General features: G+C 70.0%; 16 protein-coding genes. 9 read left to right on the forward strand and 7 right to left on the reverse strand.

Translation table 11 applies throughout. From position 1 onward, the window contains the following. Positions 1-293: 293 nt before the first annotated feature. Together FMQ63_RS31550 and FMQ63_RS31555 are read right to left on the reverse strand one after the other, a co-directional pair. Positions 294-701 carry a response regulator gene (locus tag FMQ63_RS31550; protein ID WP_011556048.1) on the reverse strand — a complete coding sequence of 136 codons (408 nt, stop codon included), beginning with the start codon at positions 699-701 and terminating at the stop codon, positions 294-296. Between the two features lie 13 nt (positions 702-714). Beyond that, on the reverse strand, positions 715-1,164 hold the full coding sequence (locus FMQ63_RS31555) for a DMT family transporter (protein WP_225909504.1): 450 nt from the start codon (positions 1,162-1,164) through the stop codon (positions 715-717). A gap of 105 nt (positions 1,165-1,269) precedes the next feature. On the opposite strand from FMQ63_RS31555, the gene FMQ63_RS31560 reads away from it, so the two are divergent. Further along, the gene (locus tag FMQ63_RS31560) at positions 1,270-2,649 is read left to right on the forward strand and encodes a DEAD/DEAH box helicase family protein (RefSeq protein WP_011556050.1); all 1,380 of its coding nucleotides are present in this window, start codon (positions 1,270-1,272) and stop codon (positions 2,647-2,649) included. Between the two features lies 1 nt (position 2,650). Beyond that, positions 2,651-3,856: a DUF790 family protein gene (locus tag FMQ63_RS31565; protein ID WP_011556051.1), complete on the forward strand. Its 1,206-nt coding sequence runs from the start codon at positions 2,651-2,653 to the stop codon at positions 3,854-3,856. Between the two features lie 29 nt (positions 3,857-3,885). Here FMQ63_RS31565 and FMQ63_RS31570 read toward each other — a convergent pair whose 3' ends face one another. Then, positions 3,886-4,251, reverse strand: a complete 366-nt coding sequence (locus tag FMQ63_RS31570; protein ID WP_011556052.1) for a helix-turn-helix transcriptional regulator — start codon at positions 4,249-4,251, stop codon at positions 3,886-3,888. Between the two features lie 140 nt (positions 4,252-4,391). Here FMQ63_RS31570 and FMQ63_RS31575 point away from each other — a divergent pair, with 140 nt between their 5' ends. Further along, positions 4,392-4,751, forward strand: a complete 360-nt coding sequence (locus FMQ63_RS31575) for a response regulator (RefSeq protein ID WP_225909505.1) — start codon at positions 4,392-4,394, stop codon at positions 4,749-4,751. A gap of 18 nt (positions 4,752-4,769) precedes the next feature. Beyond that, positions 4,770-5,600, forward strand: coding sequence for a metallophosphoesterase (locus FMQ63_RS31580; RefSeq protein ID WP_011556054.1), 831 nt, complete (start codon positions 4,770-4,772; stop codon positions 5,598-5,600). 83 nt (positions 5,601-5,683) lie between these two features. Here the strand turns inward: FMQ63_RS31580 and FMQ63_RS31585 are convergent, their stop codons facing one another. Next, the gene (locus tag FMQ63_RS31585) at positions 5,684-7,918 is read right to left on the reverse strand and encodes a M4 family metallopeptidase (protein ID WP_011556055.1); all 2,235 of its coding nucleotides are present in this window, start codon (positions 7,916-7,918) and stop codon (positions 5,684-5,686) included. 317 nt (positions 7,919-8,235) lie between these two features. Here FMQ63_RS31585 and FMQ63_RS31590 point away from each other — a divergent pair, with 317 nt between their 5' ends. Beyond that, positions 8,236-9,213, forward strand: coding sequence for an NADPH:quinone oxidoreductase family protein (locus tag FMQ63_RS31590; protein WP_011556056.1), 978 nt, complete (start codon positions 8,236-8,238; stop codon positions 9,211-9,213). 145 nt (positions 9,214-9,358) lie between these two features. Beyond that, positions 9,359-9,676 (forward strand): hypothetical protein, encoded by a 318-nt coding sequence (locus FMQ63_RS31595; RefSeq protein WP_043613328.1) that lies wholly within the window; start codon positions 9,359-9,361, stop codon positions 9,674-9,676. 22 nt (positions 9,677-9,698) lie between these two features. On the opposite strand, the gene FMQ63_RS31600 is transcribed toward FMQ63_RS31595, so the two are convergent. Further along, the gene (locus FMQ63_RS31600) at positions 9,699-10,100 is read right to left on the reverse strand and encodes a hypothetical protein (RefSeq protein ID WP_020479057.1); all 402 of its coding nucleotides are present in this window, start codon (positions 10,098-10,100) and stop codon (positions 9,699-9,701) included. 177 nt (positions 10,101-10,277) lie between these two features. Here FMQ63_RS31600 and FMQ63_RS31605 point away from each other — a divergent pair, with 177 nt between their 5' ends. The 3 genes from FMQ63_RS31605 (at position 10,278) to FMQ63_RS31615 (ending at position 12,674) form a co-directional block, all read left to right on the forward strand. Then, entirely contained in the window at positions 10,278-11,390 is a 1,113-nt protein-coding gene (locus FMQ63_RS31605; protein WP_011556058.1) for an XdhC/CoxI family protein, read from the forward strand. Beyond that, complete coding sequence (locus FMQ63_RS31610; RefSeq protein WP_011556059.1) at positions 11,387-11,971, forward strand: NTP transferase domain-containing protein; 585 nt, start codon at positions 11,387-11,389, stop codon at positions 11,969-11,971. The genes FMQ63_RS31605 and FMQ63_RS31610 overlap by 4 nt, the downstream gene beginning before the upstream one ends. A gap of 232 nt (positions 11,972-12,203) precedes the next feature. Continuing rightward, a complete protein-coding gene (locus FMQ63_RS31615) occupies positions 12,204-12,674 on the forward strand; it encodes a hypothetical protein (RefSeq protein ID WP_225888130.1) in 471 nt (156 codons plus the stop codon). An 88-nt stretch (positions 12,675-12,762) separates the two neighbouring features. On the opposite strand, the gene FMQ63_RS31620 is transcribed toward FMQ63_RS31615, so the two are convergent. Together FMQ63_RS31620 and FMQ63_RS31625 are read right to left on the reverse strand one after the other, a co-directional pair. Further along, positions 12,763-13,407, reverse strand: a complete 645-nt coding sequence (locus FMQ63_RS31620; protein WP_011556061.1) for an HAD family hydrolase — start codon at positions 13,405-13,407, stop codon at positions 12,763-12,765. Between the two features lie 45 nt (positions 13,408-13,452). Then, positions 13,453-15,186, reverse strand: coding sequence for a DUF6311 domain-containing protein (locus FMQ63_RS31625; RefSeq protein ID WP_216609387.1), 1,734 nt, complete (start codon positions 15,184-15,186; stop codon positions 13,453-13,455). Between the last annotated feature and the right edge of the window lie 71 nt (positions 15,187-15,257).

Below are 15,257 nucleotides of genomic sequence, written 5' to 3' on the forward strand. Positions count from 1 at the left end.
ACTCCAGGCGCCGCCCCAGCTCCGTCCCGCCCTTGCAACCCGCGACCCGCACCGGCGTCCCTCACCCGCCAACCATCCCCATCCGCCGGTCCGCGTCGCACCGTGCCCAACGCCATAGCATTCGCCGTGCCGTGCCATCTGGAGCACGAAACACGAATTATTTCAGCCACTTACAAGAAAACGGAACCAGGGGGCGGAAGCGGAGCCGGACGGCAGCCGGAAAAAACTACGTTCGCGGGCCGAACAGCCCGTCCCGGCATACCGGTCCCCTGTTGAAGCGACGACGAAGCCCTTCAGGCGCGCCCGACAGGTGGGCGCCACAGCCGGAGCAGGTCCTGGGCGAGCAGCTCGTGCATGGCCTGTTGAAGCGAGACGAGCATCTGATGAAGTGACTCGGCGGTGTCACCGTGGGCTTCGACCACACGCTCGTGCCGCCCGTCGAAGATGCGCAACCTGCCCGGGACGAGTGCGATGACGGGAAGCGTCGGGTGACGTTTGCGGAGCAAGCCCAGGAAGAGCGGGTGGTCCTCATCCGGGCGGCGCACGTCCACCACCACCAGCGCGGGGGGCCGGGACGTCAGCGAGGCGAAGGCGTCGTCCGCATCCCCGGTGACGGAGATGGCCAGGTCTGGCGCCTCGAGGATACGGCGCAACAGCTCGCGCGAAGGCGCATGAGGACTGACGATGAGGACCCGGCGCATCTTGCAGCTGAATCTAGCCCTTCCAGACGGCGATGGTGGCCCCGATGAAGGCGAGCCCGGAGCCCAGCACCCGGGGGAACGTCACGGGGCGGCCTTCCACCATCGCATCCCACACGAGGCTGGTGAGGAGCTGCGCCGCCATCAGCAGCAGGACGGACTGCACCGCCCCCAGGCGGCTCATGGCCAAGGGCATGCCCAGGACGATGACGACGCCGCACAGCCCCGGCAACAGGTGCCAGGGCGTGAAGCCGCTCAAGCGACCCTGGCCCGCCGCGGCCTCCGGCCAGAGCCCCGGCACCGTGCGCACGACGAAGTACACCGCGAAGGTGGCCACCGTCGCCACCACCATGTTCAGGAGCACGGCGCTCATCAGGCCCCACTGGCCCCCGAAGCGACGGTTGAGACCAGCCTGAGCCACGACCGCCAGGCCACACAGCATGGGAACGAGCGAGATGAAACGCATGCGACGCGCTGGGTACCGTGAACAGCGCATGCCTGCAAGCCTGCCTTCCAGGCCTTCGATGAGACTGGCGAAACCCAGGATGACCGGCTAGGTCCCTACACGCCGATGCCGTCGCCCACCGAGCTCCACTTCGACTGCGGCACCCTGGTCGCGCCCACACTGCCGGAAGATGCTCGCCTGCGAGCCCTCTTCCAGAAGGACGGGCGCACCGGCGTCTACCGCGCGCCCGCGTGGCATTACCGCGAGGCGGTGCTGCGGCTGCGGGAACTGGGCATCCCCTACGAGGACAAGGCGAAGCGCTTCGAGCCGCTGGAGCTGCCGCTCACCTCGCCCATCCAACCCTTTCCGCATCAGCAGCAGGCGCTGGAGGCGTGGACACGCGCGGGCGGACGTGGCCTGGTGGAGCTGCCCACGGGCGCGGGCAAGACGCTGCTGGCGGTGCTCGCCATCGCCCACGTGAAGCGGCCCACGCTGGTGGTGGTGCCCACGCTGGACCTGATGACGCAGTGGCAGGGCGTGCTGGCGCGCCACTTCTCCGCGCCAGTGGGCCTGCTGGGCGGCGGCGTGAATGACCGGCAGCCGCTGACGGTGACGACGTACGACTCCGCGGCGATGCAGACGGAATTCCACGGCAACCGCTTCGGCCTGCTGGTGTGCGACGAGTGCCACCACCTGCCCGCGCCCAGCTACCGCTTCATCGCGGAGGGCTCGCTGGCGCCGTACCGGCTGGGCCTCACCGCGACGCTGGAGCGCGCCGATGGCGGCGAGCGCGTCTGCGAGGAGCTGTTGGGCCCCCGCGTGCACCGCTCGGACATCCGGGAGCTGCAGGGTGAATACCTGGCGCCCTATGAAGTGAAGCGAGTGGAAGTCCCGCTGACGCCCGACGAAAAGGCGCGCTACGACACGGCGCGCGCGCTGTACCTGGGCTTCGTGCGCAGGCTGAGCGTGCCGCTCTCCGCGCCGGACGGGTGGGCGCGCTTCCTGGCGCAGAGCCAGCGCAGTGACGAGGGCCGCGCGGCGTACCGCGCCTACCGCGAGCAACGGCGGATTGCGCTCACGTCCAGCGGCAAGCAGGAGGTGCTGTGGCGCATCCTCCTGGAGCACCGGGACGACCGTGTCCTCGTGTTCACCGACGACAACGAGACGGTGTACACGCTGGCGCGCCGCTTCCTGCTCCCCGCGCTGACGCACCACACGCCCGTGCCCGAGCGCAAGGCGTTGCTGGCCGCCTTCGCCTCCGGGGAACTGCCGGTGCTGCTGACCTCGCGCGTGCTGAACGAAGGCGTGGACGTTCCCGAGGCGCGCGTGGGCGTGGTGCTCAGCGGCAGCGCGAGCGTGCGCGAGCACGTGCAGCGGCTGGGGCGCATCCTGCGCAAACGGCCGGGGAAGCGCGCGCTGCTGTACGAGGTGTGCTCCGCGCAGACGGCGGAGAGCAGCATCAGCGAGCGGCGACGCCAGCACGGCGCCTATCAGGAGGGCGGCTGAGATGCTGACACGCGAGCTGCTCAACTTCCGCGTGCGCCAGGGCGTCCTGCGCCCCGTCTTCGTGAAGCGCGATGACACGGAGCTGCTGACCTTCGCCCAGGACCTGCTCGCGGAGGTAGCGGCGTCGCGCGGCGGCCAGCGCGACGACATCGAGGAGTCGCTGGGCTTGAAGGCCGGCGCCTTCACCAAGCCCAAGGTGGCGCGCGGCCTGGTGAAGCTGGTGTTGGACCGGCTCCTCTTCGACGAGCCCGCGCCCGGCGTCACGGAAGCCCGTTGGGAGCGAATCAAGGCGGCGGGACAGGTCCTGCGTGCGCTGCCTCCCGACGCCACGGTGGAGGGCTTCGAGGCACGGCTGGCCCAGACGCTCCCCGTCCCCCTTTCCGAGGCCCGAGAGGCGCTGTACTCGGACCTGCCCGGCCACCGCCGGCTGGTGGGGTGGGACGGCGAGGCACTGAACGCCCAGGACCTGCTGGACCGCTACAACCTGGCGCTGGCGCAGGGCCCCCTGCTGTCCGCACGGCGCCTCCGCCTGCGAGCCCAGGCGCCGGACCTGCTGCGCGTGCGCAAGGTGCTCCGGTGGCTCAAGTTCTGCCGCCTGGTGGCCGAGGTGTGGCGTGACGACGACAACTGGGCGCTCGACGTGGAGGGCCCTGGGGCCATGCTGGCGCTCCAGAAGAAGTACGGCCTGCAACTGGCGACCTTCCTGTCCGTGGTGCCGGTGCTGGAGCGCTGGGAGCTGACCGCCACCGTGGAACTTTCACGGCGGCAGGCCACGTTGATGCTCAGCCACAAGGACCCGCTGCGTTCGCCCCTACCCGCCGCACTGGGTCACATTCCTCCGGAAGTGGCCTCCCTCGCGGAGGGCTTCGCGGATGACGCCTGGGAGCTGGACCTGACGCCCCTTCCCCGGCACGTGGGCGCCTCCGGACTGTGCGTGCCGGACCTCACCTTCCGCCACCGTGCGTCCAAGAGAGAAGTCGCGCTGGAGCTCTTCCACGCATGGCATGCGGCGCCCCTGGCCCGGAGGCTGACGGAGCTGCGCTCGCGGCCGGACGCGGGCCTGCTGCTGGGCGTGGACCGGGCGCTGGCCAAGGAGGCCGTGGAGCGAGAGGCGCTGGAGGCCCACCCGCAGGTGGTGCTCTTCAACGGCTTCCCCTCCGCGCGCAAGCTGCGGGAGCGCCTGGCGAAACTGGAGCCCGGGCGGTGAGCGCTGCGCTCGCCCGCCGGGAACGCGCGTCAGCCGCGCGGCTTGAACTGCGCCGCGAGCACGCTGAGGATCCGGATGGACGTCCGGTCCAGTTGCTTGGCCCGGCGCATGAGCCGCCGCAGCTCCGCGGACTCGCCGTAGTCACTGGGCGGCTCGGCGGCCCACTTCACCTCCTGCACCGGCTTGAGGCCCAGCGCCTCGTCCGCGGAGATGGAGAGCACCGTGCACAACCTGCGGAACGTCTGGATGCTCGGCAGCATGTGCCCGCGCTCGAGCCGGCCATAGACTTCGCTCGCGATGCCAATGCGTTCCGCCACGTCGGCCTGGGTCAGGTTCAGTCGGGTCCGAGCAAGGCGAGCCGCTCCGCCAAGGCGGGATGCGAGAGTCTTTTCCATGGGTCGTTAACCTAGCGGGTCCGCACATGTCGATATGACTTGAGAGGTTGGCATCCAAGAACTTCCTGAGTAGTCTTGTAGGTAGGCAACCTCGTGCGTTTGGCCAACCACACAGGTCTCACCCTGCTGGCGCGAAGACCATGCTGACCTTCTTGTTCGTGGACGAAGACCCACGTTCACTCGCCGCGCTGCGGCGTCTCGTGAGGGATTTACCCGGCGGCAAGCGCTTCGCCCGCTGCGTGGAGGAGGCCCTCGCGCTCGTGAAGGAAGAAGCGCCGTCCGTGGTGGTGACGGGCGATCTGCTCCCGGACGGAGACGGGCTGGGGCTGCTGGAGCAGGTGCGTGCGAGCCACCCCCGCACCGCCTGCGCGCTGCATGCGGTGATGCCGCCCCTGGCGCGGGACATCACGTGGATGGACCGCGCCGCGCCACCCTCGGAGGTGCATGCCCTGCTGCGGATGCTGGGCATCGGTGCAGCATCGATGGGAAGCCCGCGTTAAGGTGCCGCTCGACGCGCCATGAAGCTCTACGCCATCAGCGACCTGCACTTGCGCCACAACGACAACCGCCTGGCGCTCCAGGCGCTTCCGGCCCATCCGGAGGACTGGCTCATCGTCGCGGGGGACGTGGGCGAGACGCTGGCGGAGATGGAGCTCATGCTGAGCACCCTCACCCAGCGCTTCCGCCAGGTCATCTGGGTGCCCGGCAACCATGAGCTGTGGACCATGCCGTCGGAGCAGCCGCAACTGAAGGGTGAGGCGCGCTACCAGCGGCTGGTGAGCCTGTGCCGCAGCTACGGCGCCCTCACGCCGGAGGACCCCTACCCCCGCTGGCCCGGCCCTGGCCCCGAGCGCGTCATCGTCCCCATGTTCCTGGGCTACGACTACACGTTCCGCCCGGACCATGTGCCCGCGGACAAGGCGCTGGAGTGGGCCTGGGAGGATGACCTGCTGTGCACCGACGAGGTGCTGCTGCACCCCGAGCCCCACGCCAGCCGCGCCGCCTGGTGCGCCGCGCGCGTCGAAGCCACGCGGGCCCGGCTGGACGCCCTCCCCCCGGGCTGCGCCACCGTCCTCGTCAACCACTACCCGCTGCGCTACGAGCACGTGCGGCTGCCGCGCATCCCCCGCTTCTCCATCTGGTGCGGGACGAAGCAGACGGAGGACTGGCACACCCGCTACCGCGCGGAGGTCGTCGTCTCCGGCCACCTCCACATGCCCGCGACGCTGTGGCGTGACGGCGTGCGCTTCGAAGAGGTGTCGCTGGGCTACCCCGTGCAGTGGAAGTACCGGGGCGTGCACGCGTGGGAGAGCTGCCTGCGCGTCATCCTCCCCGGCCCCACGCCGTAGAAAGCACGAAGCCCCGGGCGCCGCGTGAAGCGGAGCACCCGGGGCCTCATCGGCGCGGCTCAAGGCCGCGCCGTCACTTCAGACTACTTGGGCAGCGGCTCGAGGAAGGAGCCGATGAGGACGATGCCCTCGAAGCCATCCTTCGCGCCGTAGACCTCGATGTAGTAGCGGCCGGCCGGAGCGTTGATGAGGTTGCACTTCTCCGACTGGTGGTCCTTCACGCTGCGGCAATCGTAGTCCGCGTGCGTCGGGGCGCCACCGCGCTTGACGTAGAGGTCGGGGTTGCCCTTGCCCTCGCCCGTCTGGATGTAGATGTTGTTCTTCCCCTGGCCCGGGCGACGCTCCGGAACGTCGAGGATGAACACCTGCGAGGAGCCCGCCGCGCCCGAGAGGTTCTCCACGGCGATGCCGCTCTCGATGGGGACGAAGCCACCCTCCCAGGTCACGGTCAGCGTGGCGTCGGAGTACGCACGGTAGCCGTTCACCATCGCGTACCACTTGCCGTGCTGCGGAGCCGCGAAGGTGCAGACCTCGTTGTTGCCACCGGCGTACGGGCGGCAATCATACAGCGCGGTGGTGGGCGCGTTGTTGTAGCGGACGTACAGGTCGGCGTCACCCGTGCCACCCGACAGGGTGAAGCGCAGGTTGTAGGCACCTTCCGGCACCGTGACCTCGAAGTACTTCTTCTCGTTGGCGCCACCCGACACGACGACCGGCGTGTCCTTGACGATGGGGTCCGTCGGCGGAGGCGGAACCGGGACGCTGACGCCAACGGCCTTCCACGCGTTCGACACCGACTCGATGGTGGCGGCGTCGTAGCCGAGCTGCGCCGCGGCCTGCTCCGAGATGGTCTTCGCGGCCTCGAAGTTGGACGTCGGCACCATCAACGTGTTGGCCTTGTAGAAGATCTGCGCGGCCTTCTCGATGCCGATGCCCGCCACCACGATGGTGCTCTTGCCGCGCGGGTGCGTGCCGCCCTGCGACAGGAGGTAGAACGCCAGGTTGGAGATACCGGAGCTGTAGTGCACGCCGGTACCGGGCACGTAGTTGTGGTAGTGGTCGAGCGAGTCGCCATCCAGCGCCGGGTCGTTCATGTAGCGCAGGGCGTCGTTCGGGATGGACGGGGTCCACACGTCGTCGCCAATCAGCCAGTGACGCGGGGAGACCTCGTCCGCGCCGTCGCCGTACCACTCGCACACCGCGCCGAACACGTCGGACATCGACTCGTTCAGGCCGCCGGACTCACCCGAGTAGATGAGGTCCGACTCGTTGTCCGTCACGGCGTGGGTCAGCTCGTGCGCCGTCACGTCCAGCGAGTTGGCTAGGTTGGTGGCCGTCACGCCGTCGCCATCGCCGTACACCATCTGGGTACCGTCCCAGAAGGCGTTCACGTAGTTGACGCGGTGGTGCACGGTGCTGATGAGCGTGCCGCCCGCGTTGTCGATGGAGTCACGACCGAACAGGGTGTTGTAGCAGTCGTAGACGGTGCCCAGGTGGTCGTAGTTGGTGTTGACCACGGGGTCCGCCACCGGCGCCGCGCCCTCGATGCGCACGACCGCGCCCGGCAGGGTGCTGGTGTTGTTGCCGTTGTGGAGGCGGCGGTCGAGGGACTCCTTGATCTGCGGGATGCGCAGCATCACATCCGCGTTGCGCGCGTCCACCAGGACCCAGTCGCGAACGGGCGTGCCGTCCGCCTTGTTGCCGTGCTGGACGACCTTGTACATCAGGCGCAGCTCGTCATCGACGCGCCAGTACACCAGCTCCGGGTTCTTGTCGGTGACCCAGCCCTTGAGCGTCTCGCGGTCGGAGTCCACCGCGGACGTGGCAATCTCACCCGCGATGGTCGCCTTCAGCTCGGCGCGCAGGTCGCTGCGGACGTTGGTGTTCGCCGCGAAGACCTTGCCGTTGCGCGCGTGCAGGATCAGCTCGCCGCCCAGCACCGGGATGTCGTTGTGCTTCACGGAATAGCGGTAGTGGCTGTCACCCTGCTTGTCCGTGTGCGCCTTCTTGAAGACCAGGTTGCCCGGCTCCAGGCGGAACGTCGGCGCCACGGCGTCGACGACCGAGGCCAGCGCGGACGCGTTGAGCGCCTTGGGACCCGCGGCAGGAATATCCGGCAGAGCAATCGACAGACCGGTGACGAACTGCGCCACCTTCTGGTTGTCCGTCAGAATGACCTTCGCGCCATTCTCCAGCATCGCCGCCTTCGCGGCATCCGTAGGCTTGTCGGCCTCGGGGGCAGGGGTGGACTCGTTGCAACCGACAACGACAGACAGCGCCGCAATACCGAGCGCTCCGCGAACTCTCTTCTGCACCATGTAATCCTCCTAAGCGGAAAGATTAGGAGGCACGATGACACAGGGATGACGCGTATTTCAAGGTTGCGCGATTATTTCAGTTTCTATCCTCTTCTTAGATTTCAGGTTATTTACGATTATTCCTTTGCTTTCGTGGATTTGCGAGGTCCACTACGAGTGCGAGCAACCTTCCACGTGACGTGACAGGTCGTCCAGGCGGGCCTCGGTTTTCCACAGGTCGTGTGAACTTTGTGCCGGACTCGGGGTCCGCCCGCGCGCGTGAGGCAACACTGGCATCGACGTGGCTGGCCATTACGCTTCCTGTCCGGGAGGCAACGATGCGCGCATTGCAGCTACAGCGGCTGGACGGCCCTGACGGGCTCCAACTGGTGGACGTGCCCGAGCCCGAGGCGGGGGACTCGGTGCTCATCGACGTGGTGGCGGCCGGGGTGAGCTTTCCGGACCTGCTGCTCACCCGGGGGCAGTACCAACTCAAGCCCGCCCTGCCCTTCATTCCGGGCGTGGAGGTGGCCGGCGTGGTGCGGCAAGCCCCCGCGGGCGCGGGGGTGAAGCCCGGGCAGCGGGTGATGGCCTTCAGCTTCGGACTGGGCGGCTTCGCCGAGGTGGCCGCGATTCAGCCGGAGATGGTGTTCCCCATCCCCGCGGACTGGAGCTTCGAGGCGGCCGCGGGCGTGGTGATGAACTACCACACGGCGCACTTCGCGCTGCACCGGCGAGGCCGGCTCAAGGCGGAGGAGAGCGTCGTGGTCCATGGCGCCGCGGGAGGCGTGGGCACGGCGGCGGTGCAGGTGGCGCGCGGCGCGAAGGCACGCGTCATCGCCGTGGTGAGCGACGAGCGCAAGGCGGACGTCGCCCGGCGGGCCGGCGCGCACGAGGTGCTGCTGTCGACCGGAGATTGGGTCGCGCAGGTGCGGGAGAAGACGGGCGGCCTGGGTGCCAACGTGGTGGTGGACCCGGTGGGCGGCGACATCTTCGACAAGAGCCTCAAGTGCCTGGCGCCCGAAGGCCGGCTGCTGGTGGTGGGCTTCGCGAGCGGGCGCATCCCCGAGGTCCAGGTGAACCGGCTCCTGCTGCGCAACATCGACGTGGTCGGCGTGGCCTGGGGCGGCTTCCTCCTGCACGAGCCATCCCTGACGCCCACCATCGCCAAGGACCTGGAGGCCATGGCGGACCGTGGTGTGCTCACGCCCGTCGTGGGCCCGGTGTTCCCGCTGGAGCAGGGCGCGCAGGCCCTGCGTGAGCTCGACGCCCGGCGCGCCACGGGCAAGGTGGTGCTGCGCATGCGCGAAGGCTGACATGGCCTGGAGGCACCGGCGCGAGCGTGCTCGCGCCCGGTGCCCGTTGATTGAACGCCGGGCATGCGGCCCGCCGCGTGTGGCCATGTCCGGCGCTGCCGACTTCGCGGAGGGACACCACCTTGGTGCAGGAGGTGACGGCACCATGGTGGATGACATTCTGGAGCGGCAGCACCAGCGCGAGCGGGAACAGGAGCGCAGGCGGCTGCGCGAGGAGGAGCAGAAGGACCTGGACGTGGAGTCCCACCGGGGACCGCGTCCCCTGGAAGGCTACGCGGGGGGCCACACCTCGTGGACGGACCAGCAGGATGACGACTCCGCCCGTCAGGTCCATGCGGGCGATGCCCAGGCCTCCTGGGAAGCCAGCGAACGGCAGGCGCGACTGGAGCCGGAACCCGAACCCGAACCCGAGCCCGCCCGCCGTGAGGACGAACCGCCGCCGGGTGGCGAGCGCTCCCGGTGAAGCGCGGCCCACGACGCGTGGGTCAACGAAGCTCGGGCACCTCGCGCTCCAGCGTCTCCGCCGCGCGTGCATCCTTGGGCAGGCCGAAGCGCTGGCGCGAGCACGCCAGCAACTGCCCCGCGTAGACGGTGTCCTCGAGCGCCTCCTGGAAGCGGCCCAGCCGCGCCAGCGTGCGTGCCCGCTCGTCCACCAGCCGGGCCAGGATGCGGGCCTGCTCCGCGTGTGAGAACAGGCGGACCACGGAGCGCGCGTCGAAGCACATCAGTGTGTCGAACTCCATGCCCAGCGCGGCCGTGCAGGCTTCGCGAATGTGCAGGAGGCTCGTGTCCAGGGCCGCCTCCGCCCGTGCCCGGGCGATGTCCGGAGCCAGACGGCCGAGCTCACGCACGGCATTCAGGGTGAAGGCGTAACGCAGAACGGGCATGCGGATGGGAACTACACCCCAGCCGCGAGGATTCATCCAGTCGCCGCGTGTGTCGAGTGTCGCCCCCAGGCCCGCCCCGGGGGAACTCCCGCGAAAGAACGTCACTGGCCGGGATGGAATGGCGCCGACTACAGTTTCTCGTCGCGTTCCAGTCACCCCCACCAAGGACGACGAGACATGAAGGACCTGGACGCCATCCTCCGCGCGCGGGCGCAAGCTCGCGGCCCCCTGGTCCTGGCCACGGTGGTCGAGGTATCGGGCTCCGCCTACCGGCGGCCGGGTGCGCGGATGTTGATGAGCGAGGACGGATGGCTCGCGGGCGGCATCAGCGGCGGCTGCCTGGAGGCCGACATCGTCCGCAAGGCCTTCTTCTGGACCACCACCGGGCCCCGCCTGCTGCGCTACGACTCCACCAGCAACACCGCGGAGGACGAAGGTGCCTTCTCCTTCGCGCTGGGCTGCAACGGCGTGGTGGACGTGCTGCTGGAGCGCTGGGAGGCGGGCGCGGGCGAGGCCCTCTCCTTCGCCGCCGAGGCGCGGGAAGCGGGGCGCCGGGCGGTGGTGGCGACGGTGTACCGGGGCCCCGCGAACGCCGTGGGTTCCCGGTTGAAGCTCCGCGATGACGGCACCGAAGCGGGCCAACTGTCCGGCGCACTGGGCGACGCCGTGCGCGAAGCCGCACGCGAGGCGCTGGAAGCGGGCCGGACGTGGAGCGGCCCCTGCGGCGGCGCGGACGTGCTGGTGGAAGTCGTGGAGCCGCCCCATCCCCTGGTGCTCTTTGGCAGCGGATTCGACGTGGCCCCGGTGGTGAACCAGGCCGCGGCCCTGGGCTGGCATGTCACGGTGGTGGCGGACCGGCCCGCGCAGGCCCTGCGGCGCCGCTTTCCCCAGGCCCATGCGGTGGTGTCGGCGAAGGCCCCGGACGCGCCCAGTGCGGTGCCCCTATCGCCCCGTGCGCTGGCCGTGCTGATGACACACAGCCTGCCGCAGGACCGCGAGCTGCTGGCGCGGCTCCTCCCACGGCCCCTGCGCTATCTGGGCGTGTTGGGACCTCGCTCGCGCACAGACCGATTGCTCGCGGAGCTGCCCTCCCCGCCCACCGACGCACACCTGGAGAAGCTGCACGCGCCCGTGGGCCTGGACCTGGGCGCGGAAGGCGCGGAGGAAATCGCCCTGTCCATCATCGCCGAGCTTCAAGCGGTGGTCGCCGGACGCGAGGGCGGCAAGCTTCGCGAGCGGCGCGCGCCCATCCACACCGCCGCGCCCCTGCCGGCGCAGAGGCTCGCATGACGGTGGGCGTGGTGCTGCTGGCCGCGGGCGGCTCCTCGCGACTGGGCCACCCCAAGCAACTGGTGCGATACCAGGGCTCGACGCTGGTGCGGCGCGCCGCCGAGGCCGCGGCCTCCTTGCGGTGCGGCCCCGTGGTGGTGGTGCTGGGCGCGTCGAGGGATGCGGTCGCGGCGGAGCTCACAGGCCTCCCCGTGCGCACCGTGGACCATGCGGACTGGGCCGCAGGCCCTGGAGGCTCACTGCGCGCGGGGCTCGGTGCGCTGCGGGAGACGGAGCCCCCCGCGCTGAACGCCGTGCTCGTGTTGCTGTGCGACCAGCTTCGCGTGGATGCCGCACACTTGCGGACGCTGCTGGATACCTTTGAACGGACTCGCGCGTCCGTGGTGGCCTCCGCCTACGAGGACACTCGAGGCGTACCCGCCCTCTTCGCGCGTGACGTCTTCCCGGAGCTGGATGCGCTCAGCCCGGGCCAGGGCGCGCGTGGTGTGATTGCGCGCGTGGCCTCGCGCGTGGTGGACGTCCCGCTGCCCGGGGGTGGCGACGACGTGGACACGCCCGAGGATGTCTCGCGGCTGACGTGAACTGCGGCCGCATCCGTCGCGCCGCGAATACGCGCATCGGCCCCGAGGCTGGCCCTCTGGTACGTCAGTGCGTATTGCCACCACCGCGCACCGCTCCCCACCTTCTGCGCGCAGGACTTTCAGCAAAGGGGGGCTCATGTCCAAACTCAGGTTCCCGGCGGCGCTGGCCGCCTCGGCGGTGATGTGTTTCTCGGTCGGTTGCTCCAGAAATGCCAAGACATCCCATGGCGGGATGCCACCCACTGCGCAGCAGGTGCCACGGCAAAACGAAGGCCTGCCGCCCAACGCGCAGGCGGAGATGAAGCGGGACTGCCCCATGGACGTGTCCGGCGCGCAGGCGCGCGCGGAGGACATCCCGGAGGGCGTGGCCCTCATCATCGTCACGCCGGAAACCAACAAGGTAGCGGACCTCCAGCAGCGCAGCCGGAGGATGATGCAGTTCCAGCAGGAGCACGGCACGGGCGGCAGCGGCATGGCCCAACCACCGGGCGTGGACTACGACGAGATGGGCGGCCGCGAGGAGCCGGGCTCCGCGGGCGCGCCGTCGGTGCCGTCCATCGCCAGCGTGCATGACTCACCGGAGGGTGTCGTCATCGTCTACACCGCCGTCGACCCGGCCCGGCAGGACAAGCTGAGCTCCGAAATCCACCGGAACGCGAAGTACCTGGCCACGGGCAAATGCCCGGGGATGGCGGCGGACTGAGCGCGACCCGAGGCCAGCGCCCGGGGTCCTGCCCCCCGTCGTCCAGGTAGGCCGTGCGCTGGCTTCCCCCCCCCGAAGTCGCCCGCTGTCACGCCAGTGGCGGCAGGTGCGTCAGGAGCCGCTGCAGGTCCGGCTGAAGCTCGTCCGGTGACGCGCCCGCGAGCACGTCCACCGGATGCGTGCCCCAGGTGACGGCATAGGTCCGCAGCCCCGCGGCCTGCCCCGCGCGCAAGTCCAACGCGGTGTCCCCCACCATCCACAACCCGCCCGTGCCCAGGGCTGCCAGCGCGTGGTGGATGACGTCGGGCGCGGGCTTGTGCGGAAAGCCATCCGTGCCCTGGACGTGGTGGAGCAGCGGGCCCAGGCCCATGGCGTCCACGAACTTGCGCGCCATGTCGGGACGCTTGGTGGTGGCCACCGCCAGCAGGTAGCCCCGCTCGCGCAGCGCGCGCAGCACCTCCACCACGCCCGGATAGGGCCGCGAGCGCCGGTGGAAGTTGAGCGGGTAGTGCTCACGGTAGGCCACGCACAACGCGGGGACGTGGTCCGGCGCGAACTGGCTGTACATCCAGTCCAGCGGATGGCCGATGAGCGCACGCACCTGCTCGTAGGTCGGCGCCGGAAGCCCCAGGTGCCCGAAGGCGTGGAGGAAGCTGTCGATGATGTCCGGCAGCGAGTCCACCAGCGTGCCGTCGAGGTCGAAGAGGATGCCGCGAGAAGAGGAAGCGCTCACGCACCTTCCATACCCCCTCTCGCGCCCCCTGTCCTCCCTCCGGACTCAGGGCGAGGCGTGCTCCAGCGGAGCAGCGGGCGCCTGCTCCAGGACGCACATCCACAGCCGCTCCTCCTGCACACAGCGCGTACCGCGAATGGCGCGGAACTCATGGAGCCGCTGCGGAATGGAGAGGTAGATGGTCTCCGGGTCGAGCTTGCCCGCCCGGATATCGTCGTCGAGCCCCAGGCAGTAGGGCTGCGCGCGCGCGTCATCCAGTCGCGCGACGTAGCCGCTGTTGAAGGTGAGCCCCAGCAAGTAGGCGCGATAAGCCCAGCGGTGGAAGTCCATGGGCCCGGCGCGGCAGCCCCGCCCGGAGCCGTCATGCATCTGCGGCGGGTAGAGCACCAGGTGCTTGCGTCCAGCAGCGGCCTCGCGCAGCGCATCGGACGGCTGTGTGTTCCAGGCCGGCCCTTCCTTCGCTTGATGGCCCCGCCCCAGATTCACATCGAAGGCTTGCAGCACCAGCGCCAGGGCCAGCAGCGACGGTGCCACCGCGGGCCGAGGCAGGCGGATGAGCGCGAGCGCGGAGCCCAGCGCCAGCAGGTAGTACAGCGGCCACACGAAGCGGCCGGAGGAGCGGAAGGGCTCCACCCACCGCATCACCGGCGCGTAGAGGCCCGTCAGGTCCGCGACGAGCTCGCCTTGCAGGGTGATGCGCGAGGACAGCGCGAAGAAGCCCAGGCCCAGCGCCACCAGCCCCACCGGCACCAGCCTGCGCCACTGCCGCGCGACGAGCGGCGCGTCCCGCACGAGCAGGATGAGCGCGGCCCAGAGCGCGAAGAGCACGCCCAGCCCCAGGTAGCCGAAGCCTTCGTACTGGGCGCCCTGCCTCGGCAGCGGCCCCAGGAAGCGCGACCAGGAGTCCCGGTAGCCCATCGGATTGACGAACGCCAGGAGGTCCGCGGAGAACCCACCGAAGGCGTCGGCGCCCAGGGTGCGGACGGTGCCGAGGTAGCCCAGCACGTAGAAGAGCACCAGCACCACGCCCACGTTCACCACGGCGCCCAGCAGGGGCCACCGCCAGGGCAGCCGCTGCTCCAGCGCGGTCCGCATGCACAGCGCCAGCGCGAGCGGCAGCACCATGGCGGTAATCACGGGGTGCACGCCCGCGGCGAACACGCACAGCGCCAGCGCGATGCCCAGCGCCTGCTTCGCCTCGCGCGCGTCCCGCTGCGGAATCAGGTTGAGCCCTACCAGCAGCACGATGGTCCAGTGCGCGCACAGCGCTTCGTGCGCCATGCTCATGCGCGCCAGCAGCGTGGGCGACAGCACGAGCAGCGCGCCCACCAGCCACTGCTGCGGCACCGTCGCGCCCATCCGCCGCGCCACCCACGCGGAGGAGGCGCCCTGCAGCATCAGGCACATGCACATCCACGGACCGATGTATTGGAAGTCGGCGGGCAGCAGGCTGGAGAACGGCCGCAGCAGCAGCGCCACCCAGGGGATGGCGTCCATGTAGCCGAGCGTCGTCCCGAGCGGATGCAGGTAGCCGTCGATGGCGCCCAGCGGGAAGCGGAGCGGCTCGTTGCGGAAGAACAACCAGCCCAGCAGGTGCTGGCTGAAGTCGTCACGGATGAGCCAGGCCAGGCGGGTGGGATTCAGCGCCGCCGGACCGTAGATGGCCAGGAACGCCAACAGCCCCACTCCGGCGGCCCCCAGCGGGCCCGCGTTCGCCACGATGAACGATGCAACCGTGTCCTGGATGCGCCGCAGCCGCTCGGGCAGGGCGGGCCTCATGGACGGCACTCACGCGAGGCGACGGAGACGAAGGTGACGCGCGCTTCGGGCATGGAAGCGCCGCTTGAAGC

Origin of the sequence: Myxococcus sp. CA005 (assembly GCF_006518205.1) — a bacterium.
GTDB classification, from domain to species: domain Bacteria; phylum Myxococcota; class Myxococcia; order Myxococcales; family Myxococcaceae; genus Myxococcus; species Myxococcus xanthus.